At 56.2% G+C, this 13753-nt stretch carries 15 protein-coding genes; 11 read left to right on the top strand and 4 right to left on the bottom strand.

Going from position 1 to position 13753, the window contains the following annotated elements; all coding sequences use genetic code 11:
- Positions 1–207 precede the first annotated feature (207 nt).
- Entirely contained in the window at positions 208–888 is a 681-nt protein-coding gene (locus AC2TEL_RS21075; protein WP_480906765.1) for a DUF1295 domain-containing protein, read from the bottom strand.
- A gap of 15 nt (positions 889–903) precedes the next feature.
- The gene (locus AC2TEL_RS21070; protein WP_480844482.1) at positions 904–1398 is read right to left on the bottom strand and encodes a DUF2269 family protein; all 495 of its coding nucleotides are present in this window, start codon (positions 1396–1398) and stop codon (positions 904–906) included.
- A gap of 73 nt (positions 1399–1471) precedes the next feature.
- Here AC2TEL_RS21070 and AC2TEL_RS21065 point away from each other — a divergent pair, with 73 nt between their 5' ends.
- Positions 1472–1960 carry a TetR/AcrR family transcriptional regulator gene (locus AC2TEL_RS21065; protein ID WP_480844481.1) on the top strand — a complete coding sequence of 163 codons (489 nt, stop codon included), beginning with the start codon at positions 1472–1474 and terminating at the stop codon, positions 1958–1960.
- A gap of 157 nt (positions 1961–2117) precedes the next feature.
- Here AC2TEL_RS21065 and AC2TEL_RS21060 read toward each other — a convergent pair whose 3' ends face one another.
- Positions 2118–2258, bottom strand: a complete 141-nt coding sequence (locus tag AC2TEL_RS21060; RefSeq protein ID WP_480844480.1) for an SDR family oxidoreductase — start codon at positions 2256–2258, stop codon at positions 2118–2120.
- A 243-nt stretch (positions 2259–2501) separates the two neighbouring features.
- Between AC2TEL_RS21060 and AC2TEL_RS21055 the strand changes: the two genes are divergently transcribed.
- The 10 genes from AC2TEL_RS21055 (at position 2502) to AC2TEL_RS21010 (ending at position 12465) form a co-directional block, all read left to right on the top strand.
- Entirely contained in the window at positions 2502–3554 is a 1053-nt protein-coding gene (locus AC2TEL_RS21055; protein WP_480906762.1) for a LacI family DNA-binding transcriptional regulator, read from the top strand.
- A gap of 67 nt (positions 3555–3621) precedes the next feature.
- Complete coding sequence (locus tag AC2TEL_RS21050) at positions 3622–5271, top strand: GMC family oxidoreductase (RefSeq protein ID WP_480862940.1); 1650 nt, start codon at positions 3622–3624, stop codon at positions 5269–5271.
- 100 nt (positions 5272–5371) lie between these two features.
- Positions 5372–5887: a VOC family protein gene (locus AC2TEL_RS21045; protein ID WP_480862938.1), complete on the top strand. Its 516-nt coding sequence runs from the start codon at positions 5372–5374 to the stop codon at positions 5885–5887.
- Between the two features lie 74 nt (positions 5888–5961).
- The gene (locus AC2TEL_RS21040; protein WP_480844476.1) at positions 5962–7365 is read left to right on the top strand and encodes an extracellular solute-binding protein; all 1404 of its coding nucleotides are present in this window, start codon (positions 5962–5964) and stop codon (positions 7363–7365) included.
- 76 nt (positions 7366–7441) lie between these two features.
- The gene (locus AC2TEL_RS21035) at positions 7442–8329 is read left to right on the top strand and encodes a carbohydrate ABC transporter permease (RefSeq protein ID WP_480844475.1); all 888 of its coding nucleotides are present in this window, start codon (positions 7442–7444) and stop codon (positions 8327–8329) included.
- A 10-nt stretch (positions 8330–8339) separates the two neighbouring features.
- Positions 8340–9164, top strand: a complete 825-nt coding sequence (locus AC2TEL_RS21030) for a carbohydrate ABC transporter permease (protein WP_480844474.1) — start codon at positions 8340–8342, stop codon at positions 9162–9164.
- Between the two features lie 10 nt (positions 9165–9174).
- Positions 9175–10248, top strand: a complete 1074-nt coding sequence (locus tag AC2TEL_RS21025) for an ABC transporter ATP-binding protein (RefSeq protein WP_480844473.1) — start codon at positions 9175–9177, stop codon at positions 10246–10248.
- 18 nt (positions 10249–10266) lie between these two features.
- A complete protein-coding gene (locus AC2TEL_RS21020) occupies positions 10267–11262 on the top strand; it encodes a zinc-binding dehydrogenase (RefSeq protein ID WP_480844472.1) in 996 nt (331 codons plus the stop codon).
- A gap of 337 nt (positions 11263–11599) precedes the next feature.
- Positions 11600–12169 (top strand): flavodoxin family protein, encoded by a 570-nt coding sequence (locus AC2TEL_RS21015; RefSeq protein ID WP_480844471.1) that lies wholly within the window; start codon positions 11600–11602, stop codon positions 12167–12169.
- A complete protein-coding gene (locus AC2TEL_RS21010; RefSeq protein ID WP_480844470.1) occupies positions 12169–12465 on the top strand; it encodes a putative quinol monooxygenase in 297 nt (98 codons plus the stop codon). Before AC2TEL_RS21015 ends, AC2TEL_RS21010 begins: the two co-directional genes overlap by 1 nt.
- Before the next feature lie 171 nt (positions 12466–12636).
- On the opposite strand, the gene AC2TEL_RS21005 is transcribed toward AC2TEL_RS21010, so the two are convergent.
- Entirely contained in the window at positions 12637–13752 is a 1116-nt protein-coding gene (locus tag AC2TEL_RS21005; protein ID WP_480844469.1) for an ABC transporter ATP-binding protein, read from the bottom strand.
- Between the last annotated feature and the right edge of the window lies 1 nt (position 13753).

The following is a 13753-nucleotide window of genomic DNA, read 5'->3' as shown; positions in this document are numbered from 1 at the left end:
CACCCAACGCGGCCTGGCCCGCGAAATCACCGGACAGGGCAGATACCGCTTCTGGACCGCAGCTGTGTAAGGGACAAGCCAACGGGTCACAGAGTTGCTGTTTACTGCATCGTGATCGAAGATCTGCCTTGCGGATTTGAGGCGTGCCGCGACGATCATGAACAGACCGTGCGGCCCGCGTTGCTATCGACAATATTTCGCTGGTGTTCAGTAGACGAAAGGCAAGAACTTGGCTGTTTTCCGAGCGTAGGCCTTGAACTCTTCGCCATAGCGTTCGGCCAGATACGCATCGAGAGAGGGGATGTGATAGAAGACGAACAGAAATGTCATCAACGCTGGAATTGCAAAAGCCCAGAGCGAAGCCGTCAGGATTGCCCACCCGGTGAACAGGATGCTGTCACCAAGGTAGTTGATGTGCGTCGAATAGGAAAAAAGCCCACCGGTGTAACATCGACCCTTCGACCCGGGCAATCTCTTCCAGGCGTGCCGTTGCAGCTCGGACCCGGTGTTCAGATACGAACCGAGGATTAGCAGGGCAACGCCAAGAGTATCCCATGCTCCAAAAGGTGTCGCTTTGCCAGACAGCACCCCAGCGCCAAGCAAAAGAAAGCCAATCTCGAAAATGGCCATAAACGCGGCTAGCCCCAATCCTTCGGGCAATTCGACTTTGCGCTCAAGCAGAACAAACAGGGTTACCAGATGCCGTAGGAAGTAGAGCGCGGCAGCCCCGGTCAGTATTTTGGCCCGGATTGGGTCGGGCCATTCGAATGCGCCGAAAGCCAGCCAGAAACAGGTCGCCACGATCGCGCCGTGCAGCAAGGCGAAAACGAGTTTTGGGCCAAGAGAGTGATCGTGGGTGCGATCAACTCCACCGTATTTGGTCGTCATGGTCGTATCTTCCGCTCAGAACGGTTTGAATATCATCAGGATCAGGGTGATGAGGCTCATCACGAGGGCAGCACCACCGATGGGTGCAGCCTTGGCAAAGGTGTTTTGGTAAATGCCAGGCAGGGCGGGTAAACCTGCCTGAGATGCTTCTGTTGCGATGACATGCAACTGCCGCTCAACACGGTCTCCCACGACATAGGTCAGAAGCAGGGCCAGGCTAAGGGCGAGCGAGACCATGAGCCAGCCAGGCCACCAATCATGGCCCAGAAGCTCCATCATCCCCAATCCCGAAATGGGAACGATAAGAAGCGACGGCCTCATCAAGACAGTGTTTGTCTGCATTACCACTCGCAAAAGTGCCGTTGCCTCTGCCGGGCTCGAAGTCCGTGCATGGGAATGGACTACCCCATTGAAGATGGTCGCCCCAACCATGATGATCACGGCCAGGATGTGGATCAATTTCACGGAAAGGACGGGGTCCGGCATCACGTGCTCTTTTATTTCGACCATATGGACTATTTAAGAGCTATGGACCCCTTGTGCAACTCATGTCAATCCTAAATAGACCAACTGGACGATAAAAATGCCGAAGATTGTAGATCACGAAGCCTACAGCCAGGATCTGGCACAGCGGGCGGTCAAGTACTTCTCGGATCACGGCTATGCCGGAACCAGCATGCGCAAGGTTGCGGCCTATCTGGGTCTGTCCAAAAGTGCACTCTATCACTACTTCCCCACAAAGGAGGATCTGTTCCTGGCCTGCACCAGACAGGTGATGGCCGCGTTCGATGAAGACCTGGTAGATCCCGACGCAACGGAGGAGGAAAACCTGATGCGCCTCACGGATGTCCTGCGCCAGGATTTTGCGACCGAAATGGCCCTGACGTTCGACTACCTTCGCGGCAAATCAAGAGCCCAGATTGCAGAGGACGAGGCAATGCAGGTCGCCATGTCAACCTATCGCAGGATATTCGAGGCCATTGTCGGGGAGGAGCGGGCCGAAGGTGCTATGGCCCACCTCTTCGGTTCCTTGATGCTGGAATACATGTCCGGGAAAAGTCGCATCCGGTAATGCGACCACACATGCGACGCTCCATCATGCGGCGGTCGATGTCGACCGCGAAGACAACCATGCACCCGGCAGCCGGTCTCCTAAGTAAAAAACGACTTGATCTAGGCTGTACAATTAGACGACACCTTCAGATCCGTCTATTTGAGATTTGGAGAAACTAAGCCGCAGAATACCCCGCATCCGCCATAAGAAGCTGTCCGGTGATCCCACTTGCCGCGTCCGAGGCAAGGAAGGCAACCGCGACGATCGAACCTTGGTTATACTGCCGAAATGAACGTCTGACAGGAACTGGCCCCACCCCTCTCAATCACGCGCAAACAAGTTGGCAATACCCTCGACTGTTCACCTCAACTCCTGGAGCATATCTCGCCCCTCGGATGGGCACATATCCTATTCACGGGCGAGTACAGGTGGAAAAATCGATGACACCCAGCCCTAGGGTGTCATTCTGCCCCAGCCGAAGCAGACCCCTACAACCCAATTGGCTCAGACTGGACAAGCACGCCTGAAATGTGATCCATCTTTCAGATGAATCTGCGCTTTGATCTGGGAAAGAGTTTGCGCCACGAATCGGGATAAGAGTTTGGGACGCGTCAAAATCTCCGACATAGCCAATGCGGCAGGTGTTTCCAACGCGACTGTTTCTTATGCGTTGAGCGGTAGCGGACGCGTGTCAACCAAGACGCGGGAACGTATATTGGAAATATCCCGCGAACTGGGGTTCATTAGGGACGGCACAGCGGCGCAATTGCGAACGGGTCGATCATCGCTGATCGGCGTTGTGCTCAATACAGTTGTCAATCCGTTCTTTAGTGAACTTGTTGCCGCACTGGAAACCTCTGCCTACGAGGCCGGCTATCTGACCCTATTGGCGACCGCGCAAAACGATCCGGTCCGGCAGCGAAAACTGATCGCCTCGATGATTGCGCAAGGGGTGGCCGGAGTTGTGATCAGCCCGGTGCACGTGCCTAATGCGGATTCCATCGCAGAAACTTTGCGCCGCAACATCCCGACCGTCGTGTGCGTGCGCGACATCCCCGGATCCGGGGCCGCCTTTGTTGGTGCGGACGAAGAAATGTCTGGGTATCTGGCAGGGCGCCATCTAATTGAATATGGCCATCGCTCCTTTTGGTTTGTTGGCGGGTATGAGCAGACGACAACCTGGCAGGGACGCCGAAATGGCGTCTACAAGGCGCTTGCTGAGGCGGGCCTGCCGACGTCGGCCTGTGTGCTCAAGCCCGGCACTCAACTGCCAGATTTCGCTTGTGACAAGGTTCTTGACGCACACATGAAGAACCGTCTGCCAACAGCGGTTTTGTGTTTCAACGATGACCAGGCCACCGGGGTCTATCGGGCGGCCAAACAAGTGGGTGTGCTGGTGGGCCAGGATTTGTCGGTCATGGGGTTCGACAACATTCAACAAAATGATGCCATGATACCGGGCTTGTCGTCCGTTAACATTCATCCGAACCGGATCGGGCGCATATCAGCGGAACTTATTGTGAAACTTCTGCGCAACGACAATGCACCAGTCGACCCGGTTATTCTTAGGCCGGAACTGGTCATCCGCGACTCCGTCGCCCGCCTAGCTTGACGGAGTGTTGCTTCTGTGTGATGGTTTGTAACCAAACGGTTACTAATACTGGCACGGAGCAACGCATATGTCCCATGAAGGCTACGACTATGTGATCGTTGGTGGAGGGTCGTCCGGTTGCGTGCTGGCTGCCCGTCTCAGCGAAGACCCTGATATCAGCGTCGCGTTGATCGAGGCTGGGGGACGGGACAGCAACCCGCTTTTTCACATGCCCGCAGGCTTTGCCAAAATGACAAAGGGGATTGCCTCGTGGGGCTGGTCGACGGTGCCGCAGAAAGGGCTGAACGGCCGGTCTCTGTGGTACACACAGGCGCGGGTGATCGGAGGCGGATCGTCAATCAATGCGCAGATCTACACCCGTGGTAACCGCAAGGACTATGACAATTGGGTCGATGTGCATGGCTGCGAAGGCTGGAGCTATCGCGAGGTTCTGCCCTATTTCAAACGCGCCGAAGGGAATGAACGGTTCGAAAACGACTACCACAGCGGCGACGGCCCGTTGGGGGTTTCCATGCCCCGAGGTGCATTGCCGATCTGCAGCGCCTTTATCCGGGCGGCCCAGCAATGGGGACTGCCCTACAATCCCGATTTCAACGGCACACAACAGGCCGGGTGCGGGTTCTACCAGCTGACGCAGAAAGACGCGCGCCGGTCATCTACCGCGCAGGCTTACCTAAAACCGGCTGAAGTCCGGCCCAACCTGACGGTAATGACGGGTGTTCAGGTTCAGAGGATTGTCTTCGACAGATCGCGAGCAACCGGTGTCGAGGTACAAAAGGGAACTGAAAAAATCAACGTAAAGGCCGAGCGCGAGGTCTTGCTGACCTCTGGCGCGATCGGGTCTCCCCGCCTGCTGATGCTGTCCGGGATCGGCCCGGCGGATCACCTGAACGCTGTCGGGATTGAGGTGCTTCATGACCTTCCGGGTGTCGGTTCGAACCTCCAAGATCATATCGACCTGTGCACAATCTCGGAATGCACCGGGCGACATACATATGATGGAACGGATCGGATCGACCGGACCATTCTCGCCGGGCTGCAGTACTATCTGACCAAAACCGGCCCGGTGACTGCGTCCTTGTTCGAAACCGGTGGGTTTTGGTACGCAGACGAGACCGCCGAAGCCCCTGATATGCAGTTTCATCTCGGACAAGGGTCAGGGATCGAGAAAGGCATCGTCAAGATCAATGGCTGCGGGGTTACGCTCAATAGTACGTTTGCGCGACCACGCTCACGGGGAACGGTGCGGCTGGCGTCGGCAGATGCAAATGCCGCCCCGTTGATTGACCCGAATTTCTGGGGCGATCCATATGACCGCGAGATGTCTCTGCGCGGGCTGGAGATGGCCCGCGAGATCATGCGGCAGCAAGCGTTGAAGGATTTTGTACGGCATGAGGTTCTGCCTGGCCCCAGCGCAACGGACGCCGAGGTTTTGGATTATGCCATCGGAATCGCCAAGACCGATCACCACCCCGTCGGGACCTGCAAGATGGGGCACGGTGACATGGCAGTGGTGGACACCGAGTTAAAGGTACGTGGGCTTGAAGGCATTCGGGTATGCGACGCTTCGATCATGCCTGCGATTAACTCGTCCAACACCAACGCTCCGACCATCATGATCGGTGAAAAGGCATCGGATATGGTGCGTGGACTGAATCCGCTTCCCGCGGTCATCTTTGCGGAAGAACGCAACGAAGGACGCCGTGAATTGGCATAAATCGCTTAAAATAATATGAAATTTCAAAGGTTGAAAAACTGTCTTGACCAAGTAACTAAATGGTGCGTTAATCGTTTCAGCAAACAGATGGGAGGCCGCAATGACCACACTGGGTTTACACCACATCGGTTTTACCGTGCCCGATATGAAAGAGGCTGTGACGTTCTTCACCGACGTATTCGGTGCAGTCACGATCATGGAATGTGGCGCCGTTGATGCGGACGACGATTTTATGCTGACCCGACTGGGTGTACCGGCAGGGTGCAAGATCTCGGACCAGAGGGTTCTGCAGGTTGGCCGGGGCGGATCACTGGAAGTGTTCGAGTATTCCGGTGTGACCGAGCCCACACCCATCAAACACAACGGCGAAGTGGGCGCGATGCATATGGCGTTCGAGGTCGAAGATGCCTTCGCAACCGCCGAACGGTTGAAAGACAGAGGAGTGGATGTGTTGGAAGGCCCCACCCTGATCGAAGGCGGGCCGATGGATCAACTTGTCTGGATGTATCTGCGCGCGCCCTGGGGCCAATACCTTGAAATCGTCAGTGCAAACGGCCCGCTCGGGTACGAGGCAGAGGCCTCCGAGAAGCTCTGGACCCCGTCGCAGGGCAAATAATCGGCGTTAAGAAATGGCGAATGGTTAATCGTTTCATCAAGGCGCGAAAGGCGCCCTTCAGCGGAGGAGAAATTATGAAATCACTGAGATTGAGCGCGTTTGCGTCAGCCGTCGCAATCACGGCGGCGACGGTGGGGTACGCAAAGGACTTTGACGGCGTTGAGCTTAAGATGCTTGCCATCGGCGACACGTCGGTCACGCGTTTGGCCCCGATCGTAGATGAGTTCGAGGAACTGACAGGTGCCAAAGTGCAGATCGACATGTTTCCGTATCCGGGCCTCATCGACAAAATCGTGATTGAGGCCAGCGCCGACGACCCATCCTATCAACTGATGTGGGTCGACAGCCCCTGGGTCGGCGTATTGGGTGAATCCGGCGCGTTGGAGGATCTGACAGATCTGGCCAAGCGTGATGCGGAAGAGATCCATCTGGACGATATCGTTCCCATCCAGTTGCAGGAAAACACCTGGCAGGGCCGTCTGCTGGCTTTCCCGGCCTCGGGCATGATCTGGCACCAGAACTATCGTAAGGACCTGTATGAAAATGCCGACGAACAGGCGGCGTTTAAAGAGAAATTCGGTTACGATCTGGCTCCGGCCCAGACCTGGGATCAGTATATCGATATTGCCGAATTCTTTACCCGCAAGGCAGGGGACACGCTGGCCGGTGAGACGCTGGAGAAAGACTTCTACGGTAATGCTCAGGCCTACAGCCGCGTGGCGGGCGCGATCACCCATGATTTTTTCCCGATAATGCGCAGCTTCGGCGGCAGTTATTGGGACCCCAAAACCGGTCTGTGTGCCATGGACAGCGAGGCGGCGCTGGCTGCGGCTGATGTGATGAAACGGCTCGTGGCGTTTAACCCGCCGGATTATCTGGGCCTGATGTGGGACATCCGCACCGGATACATGGAACGGGCCGAAGTTGCCCAGTCCAGCTACTGGTCGGTGCGCACCGTGCGTCTGACCAACCCGGACGAGGCCGTGCTGCCCACTGTGGGTGAGGCCGGTTTTGCCGCCAGCCCGACAGGTGATGGTTCCCCACAACCCACGATGACTGGTGCGCTCAGTTTTGGCATCAATTCCAAGGCCACCGATCAGGAAAAAGAGGCCGCGTGGGAGTTCATCAAATGGGGTACGTCCCGTGACATGATGCGCCGCTTTGCCGAGGAGGGATCAGGGGTCAGCCAGTTCCACAAGTCGATTCTGTCCGATCCTGAGCTGCAAGAGAAATACCCGTACTACAAGGTCCTTCTTGAAACGCAGGACAACGCGCGCCGCCGTATTTTCCACCCGTTCTACGCCGATGTCGAAGAGATCTTTGGCGTTGAGCTGAATAAATTCATGGCGGGTGAGACCGAAACGGCCCAGGAAGCGCTGACCAACGCCTGTACCAAGATCAACACGCGGCTCAAGGTCTTCCCCGAGGATCTGCGCCTGCGCTGGATCAACGACACACCGGCCGACGTTTTCAACTGAGGCCGGCCTCCCCGCTGCCCCGGTTTCTTTGTGCCGGGGCAGCACCAAATTCGAACCCTGACGAAAGTATCGCTTCATGGCCTATATCCGTAAGCGCAACAGGCGGATTTTCCTCATCTTTCTGCTGCCAGCCATCCTGATCCTGTTTCTGACGACCATCTACCCGATGCTCTACGCAGGATATCTGAGCTTTCGATCATATGATCTGGCCAAGCCTTTTGTACCACGCGTTTTCGTCGGTTGGAGCAACTATCAGAACGTGCTGACGACAGGCGATTTCCTGCACGCCTTGAAAATCACCTTTCAGTTGATGGCAATTACGCTCAGCATTCAATTGATTGTCGGTGTGGGCCTTGCCCTTCTCGTGACCCAACGCCTGCCTGGAATGGGGATCGCGCGGACGATGCTGCTGATCCCGATGATGATATCGCCGGTGATCGTTGGCCTTGTCTGGCTGTTTCTTTACTTTCCCGAACTGGGCTATCTGAACTACTTCCTCAGCTTCCTTGGTATCAGCCCGGTCTCGTGGATCACCTCGCCTGATTGGGCACTTTGGGCGATCGCTATCGCCGATATTTGGCAATGGACGCCATTCATCATGATGGGCACGGCTGCCGCCCTGACCAGCTTGTCACCCGAACCCTACGAAGCCGCGCGGATCGACGGGAACACGCGCTGGCAGGTGTTCCGCTTTGTCACCCTGCCGCAGCTAAAGCCCGTGCTGGTCAGCCTGTTGTTTCTACGCGCCATCGACGCATTCAAGATCTACGACATCATCTTTGTGCTTACCAAGGGCGGTCCCGGAGATTCAACCGAAGTACTGTCGCTCTATATCTACCGCCAGTCCTTTACGTTCTGGCAGATGGGGGTCGGGGCGGCCGCGTCTTTCGTATCGCTGATCATCATCGTCGTGCTGATCACTTTCTTCTTCAAATCCCTCAACCGCGATCCAGTGCTGAGCTGACGGTGACGAAATGAACAAACCTAGCACCCAACAAGCAATCCTAGTCTACACCCTTCTGGGGATTGCGTTGATCGTGTTCATGACGCCGATCTATCTGATCGCCTCATCCTCGGTTAAACCCAGCCCAATCATGTTTCAGAAACCTCCGGCGATGGTTTTCGAGCCGACGCTGGATCACTACCGCAACCTGTTCACGATGCGGCCTTTCGGCAAATTCATCGGCAACAGCCTGATCGTGGCGCTCGGGTCGACCGCCTTTTCGGTGTTCTTCGGCAGCATCGCCGCCTATGCGATCAGCCGGATCAAGCACAAACGGATGAACGATGTGGCCTTCTGGATTCTTTCGATGCGCATGTTCCCACCCATCGCTGTGGTCGTGCCGTATTATATAATCTTTAAAACCGTCGGTCTGCTGGACACGCCTATCGCGCTGATCATCGTCTATTCCACGGCGAACATCCCGCTGACCGTCTGGCTGATGAAAGGTTTCTTTGACGAGGTACCAACCGCACTGGAAGAGGCCGCCGCCGTCGACGGGCACGGGCTGATCTCGATCTTCTGGAAGGTCACCCTACCGCTGGCCGCGCCGGGCCTCGCAGTATCCGCCGTGTTTTGTTTCATCTTCTCTTGGAATGAGTTCCTGTTTGCCCTGATGCTAACTGGCTCAAACGCGCAAACCGCGCCCGTGGCGGTCATGTCCTTCTGGTCATCGGACGCGGTGCAATGGGGTCGTATCATGGCCGGGTCCTTTGTCGTTCTCATTCCCGGTGTCGTCTTTGTCCTGACCTGCCAGCGCTGGCTGGTGCGCGGACTGACGATGGGTTCGGTCAAGTAAAGGAAATTCAATGTCGGCAATAACGTTGAGAAATGTCTTCAAACGATACGGGTCGGTCGAGGTCGTTCATGGCATTGATCTAGATGTAGCAGAGGGCGAATTTGTCGTCCTTCTGGGCCCCTCTGGCTGCGGCAAGACCACGACCCTGCGCATGGTTGCGGGGCTTGAGGATGTGTCGGACGGGGACCTCACGATCGGCGAGATTCGCGTGAACGAGGTCGCACCCAAGGATCGCGGCGTGGCGATGGTATTCCAGAATTATGCCCTCTATCCCCACATGACCGTTCGGCAGAACATGGAGTTCGCGCTCAAACCGCTGAGCCTGTCCGCAGACGAGGTTGCCCGCCGCGTTGATGAGGTCGGCAATACGCTGGGCCTGTCAGAGCTTCTTTCGCGCCGCCCTGCGCAACTGTCTGGCGGGCAACGCCAGCGCGTCGCGATGGGCCGTGCTATGGTACGCACACCGGATGTGTTCTTGTTCGACGAGCCTCTGTCCAATTTGGACGCCAAGCTGCGCACGCAGGTCCGGTTGGAAATTGCCAAGCTGCATAATCGTCTGGGCACAACCGTCCTGTACGTGACACACGATCAAGTCGAGGCGATGACCCTTGCCGACAAGATTGTCATCATGCGGGACGGCAATATCGAGCAGGTCGGCACACCGGAGCAGGTTTATACCCAGCCCAACAATATGTTCGTTGCCACCTTCATCGGTTCGCCGCCAATGAACATGATTCCAGCGCGTGCCGAAAAGGGGCTACTATTGGCTGACGGCCTGCACCTTGAAGTGCCAAGCCGCTTCAATGGTGTTGTGAGCGATGGTCAGGCGGTGACCATCGGCATTCGGCCCAATGGCCTGTCGTCAGCAAATCCCGAAGCTCAAAACACGGCCCCCGCCCGTGTCGAGGTTACTGAATATCTGGGCAACGAGGCCCTGCTGGACCTGCGCGCCGGGCCGCATGAGTTGATCGCTGAGGTTCCGGCCATCGGCAGGCCGACTCCAGGGGCTGAAATCACGGTGCATTTCGACCCCAAAGCCATCCATCTGTTTGACAGCAAAAGCGGCGTCAGTCTCTCGCTCTGACGAAAGGACATCAATCCCATGCCTCAGGAAATCATCTTTCCAGCCAAAAACACCTTTACCCTGTCCGACTATCAGGACGCTCCGCTTGCCGCTGACGAGGTCAGAGGCCGGACTGTTGCAACCCTGATCAGCCAGGGGACCGAGCTTGCCTGGGCCAACGGAGATGACTTTCCAATCCGACCAGGATACGCCGCCGTGTTTCGTGTCGATAAGGTTGGCACCGAGGTTGAGGGTGTCAATATCGGGGACCTGTGCTTTTGCATGGGGCATCATCGGTCGACGCAGCAACATCCGGTGCGCCATACTCTGCCCGTGCCGCAAGGCATGAATGCCGAAACAGCGCTGTTGGCCCGGCTGATGGGCGTCTCCATGACAACGCTAATGACAACCAAGGCCCGCCCCGGCGATACGGTCATCATCTGTGGGGCTGGTCCGGTCGGGTTGCTGGCCGCCCAGAACTTCAAAATCGGCGGATTCAACGTTTCGGTGGTCGAACCGGACGCGCAGCGTCGATCTCAAGTTGAACAGTCGGGTATCGGCAGCACATTCGCGTCCATGCCACTGGACGACCCAGCGTATGCCCGCAAAGTCGCTTTGGTGGTTGATTGCTCAGGGCATGAGGCAGCGGTGCTCGATGCGTGTCGCATCGTCCGTCAGGGAGGAGAGGTTGTTCTGGTCGGTGTGCCCTGGCAACAGCGCACCGACATACCCGCCCACGACGTCCTGCACGAGGTCTTCTTCGGTTACGTAAATCTGCGCAGTGGCTGGGAATGGGAGTTGCCGATCCACGGCCGTGATTTCGTTTGGGAGGAGTTGCTGGAAGGCTACAACAACGCCCCACACAGTATCTTTTCGGGTTTTGAAAAAGCCATGTTATGGCTTTCTGACGGACGTCTGGACGTGGGGGGGCTCATGAGCCGACATCCCGTGTCCAATGTGGATACCATTTACTCAAAAATCGCCGACAGGGTAATCGACGCACCTTTAGTCGTGCTGGATTGGACCGATTTCTGAACTTCAGATTTTCTCTGGACTAAACCACGGACTCTTGCCGTTTCAGTAGTTCTTGCAAAAAGTCCGTTCCCACCACGACTCTGCCCATTACGTTAATTCGCGGAGTTAGCCGCTCAACTCACCTGTGCGGCCTGTTTTCTTCTGCCAACCAGAACCGTTCAGCACGCCCAAATTGTCAGTGAAGGACCGATCAATGCCTGTTTGTATCCATATTTCAGAAAACTCCACTATCCGGGACAGTGCTGATCGGTCGGCAATTGTGCGACGAGCATAGGTCGGGAACCTTCCTAAGTTATCACCGCGTGGTTACGCGGACGCGACAGTTAGGGAGAGAACCATGGCAAATATCCTCATTATCTACGATAGTGAAAGCGACCGTAAATTCACCTCAACCACCGTGCCCTTTGTCGAGGAAGGGGTTGAATCCGTACCAGGTATGGAGATTCGTGTACGTCATGTAGATGCGGCCGAAACCGAGGACGTATTTTGGGCGGACGGAATTGCGATTGGCTGCCCGACGCACTTGGGTGGGGTGTCGTGGAAGATGAAGCAATGGTGGGACGAGCGCACTCCCGACATTTGGTTCAAGACCGACGGGAAGTTCGCCGTACCGTTCACTTCAGCCGGTAGCCTAGGTGGCGGTGGCGAACTTGCCTGCATGGCTATGTCGATCATGATGATGAATATGGGCTATTTCGTCTTCGGAATTACCGACTATGTCGCCAAGAAAGAAAGCCTGCACTACGGTGCGGTCGTTGCAGGGGAACCACGTGCGGAACACGCAAAGGAAGCATGTCGACGGGCTGGGCGTCGCTTGGCCGAGTGGGTCGGATATTTCATGGAGGGGCGGAAAGACTTGCACCCGCTTGAAGCAAAATACGAACGTTTTTGGGAGCTTGCGGACTGATGAAGGCACGGTTGTTGGTGGAACTTGACGTCAAACCCGACGAAGCTGAGACCTTCGTTGAAATGTTCCGGCATGAGTTTATGACCCGATCCCGCGGTGAGGAGGGGTGCGAGCAATACGAGCTCTGGCGCGATCCGAAGATGCCGGAGAAAATGACCATAGTAGAGGTTTGGTCGAGTCAGGCCGCGCTGGACGCACATTTGGCACAGGGATGGTTTGCGGATTGGGCTCCCAAAATGGAGGCGGCGCAAGCGACGCCGCTCATCTTGCGCCAATTGATTTCGGTCGAAGACTGAAGCAAGTTTCGCGTCTGCGCGAATGAGGAATCCCAACTCGTTTGATACATTGGCCCCTGTTGACAAAGGTGAGACTCACCTCACTAAACCGCGGCAGAGGTGCTTGGAAATACAGTTTCCTGAGTTGGCGGAAAGATACGGCTCATGCTTCCGTCGGTTTTTCTTGGGCGTTTATAGAATTCTGTTCTCGGAATCTGGGTCGAACACCACGGCCTTTTCCATGTTGAAAGCGAATTCGGCTTCTTGTCCGGGGGCGACCTCCGCATCCGCGCGCATCCGTGCGACACATTCGGCGCCTCCGACGGCCGTGGCCACGAATGTGTCCGAACCCGCAGGTTCTGTCACGGTCACTGTGTTTCGGATCGACACAATGTGCGTTGACCGGTGATCTGCGCCTTCCATATCGGTCAGTGCCTCGGGGCGGATGCCCAGTATCACTTCTTTACCATCATATGTCTTTATCGCGTCCGATGGTGCGCAAAGAGCAAGGCGGATTTCCTCGCCGCGATCATTCTGTGTCATCGCGTCAACCGAAGTCCCTTCGACCCGGATGGTTGTCCGGATCAGGTTCATTGACGGAGAGCCCATGAACGTAGCCACGAACAAGTTCGAAGGTGTGTCATAGATTTCCTTCGGGGTGCCCAGTTGCTGTACATACCCGCCATTCATGACGGCGATCCGGGTTGAAAGGGTCATCGCTTCGATTTGGTCATGGGTTACATAGACGATTGTTGTACCGAGGTTCTGGTGCAGCTTCTTAATCTCGGTGCGCATATCGACCCGAAGTTTGGCATCAAGGTTCGACAAAGGCTCGTCGAAAAGAAACACGTCGGGGTTGCGCACCAGTGCCCGACCCATGGCAACACGCTGACGCTGGCCGCCTGACAGTTGACCCGGTTTGCGATCCAGAAGCTGTTCTATTTGCAGCAGCTTTGCGACATCTGCCATGGCCTTTTCACGTTCAGGCTTGGGAACACCGTGCATTTCAAGGCCGAAGGTGATGTTTTGGCCAACAGTCATGTTCGGATAGAGCGCATAGGATTGGAAGACCATCGCGATATTGCGGTTTGAGGGGTGAACCCCGTTCATGACCGAGTTCTTGATCCGAATTTCGCCCGAAGTGATGTCTTCCAGCCCGGCAATCATGTTCAGTAGGGTGGATTTGCCGCAGCCCGAAGGCCCGACCAAAACAAGGAACTCGCCTTCCTCCACCGCGATGTTGACCTCGTGCAGCACCTCGACGGGGCCATAGGATTTGGTGACGTTGTCTATATCGAGAAAACCCATC

The organism is Ruegeria sp. HKCCD9138 (genome assembly GCF_057220975.1).
Note: the sequence above shows the minus strand (reverse complement) of the source record. Positions and strands in the feature narration are given on the sequence as shown.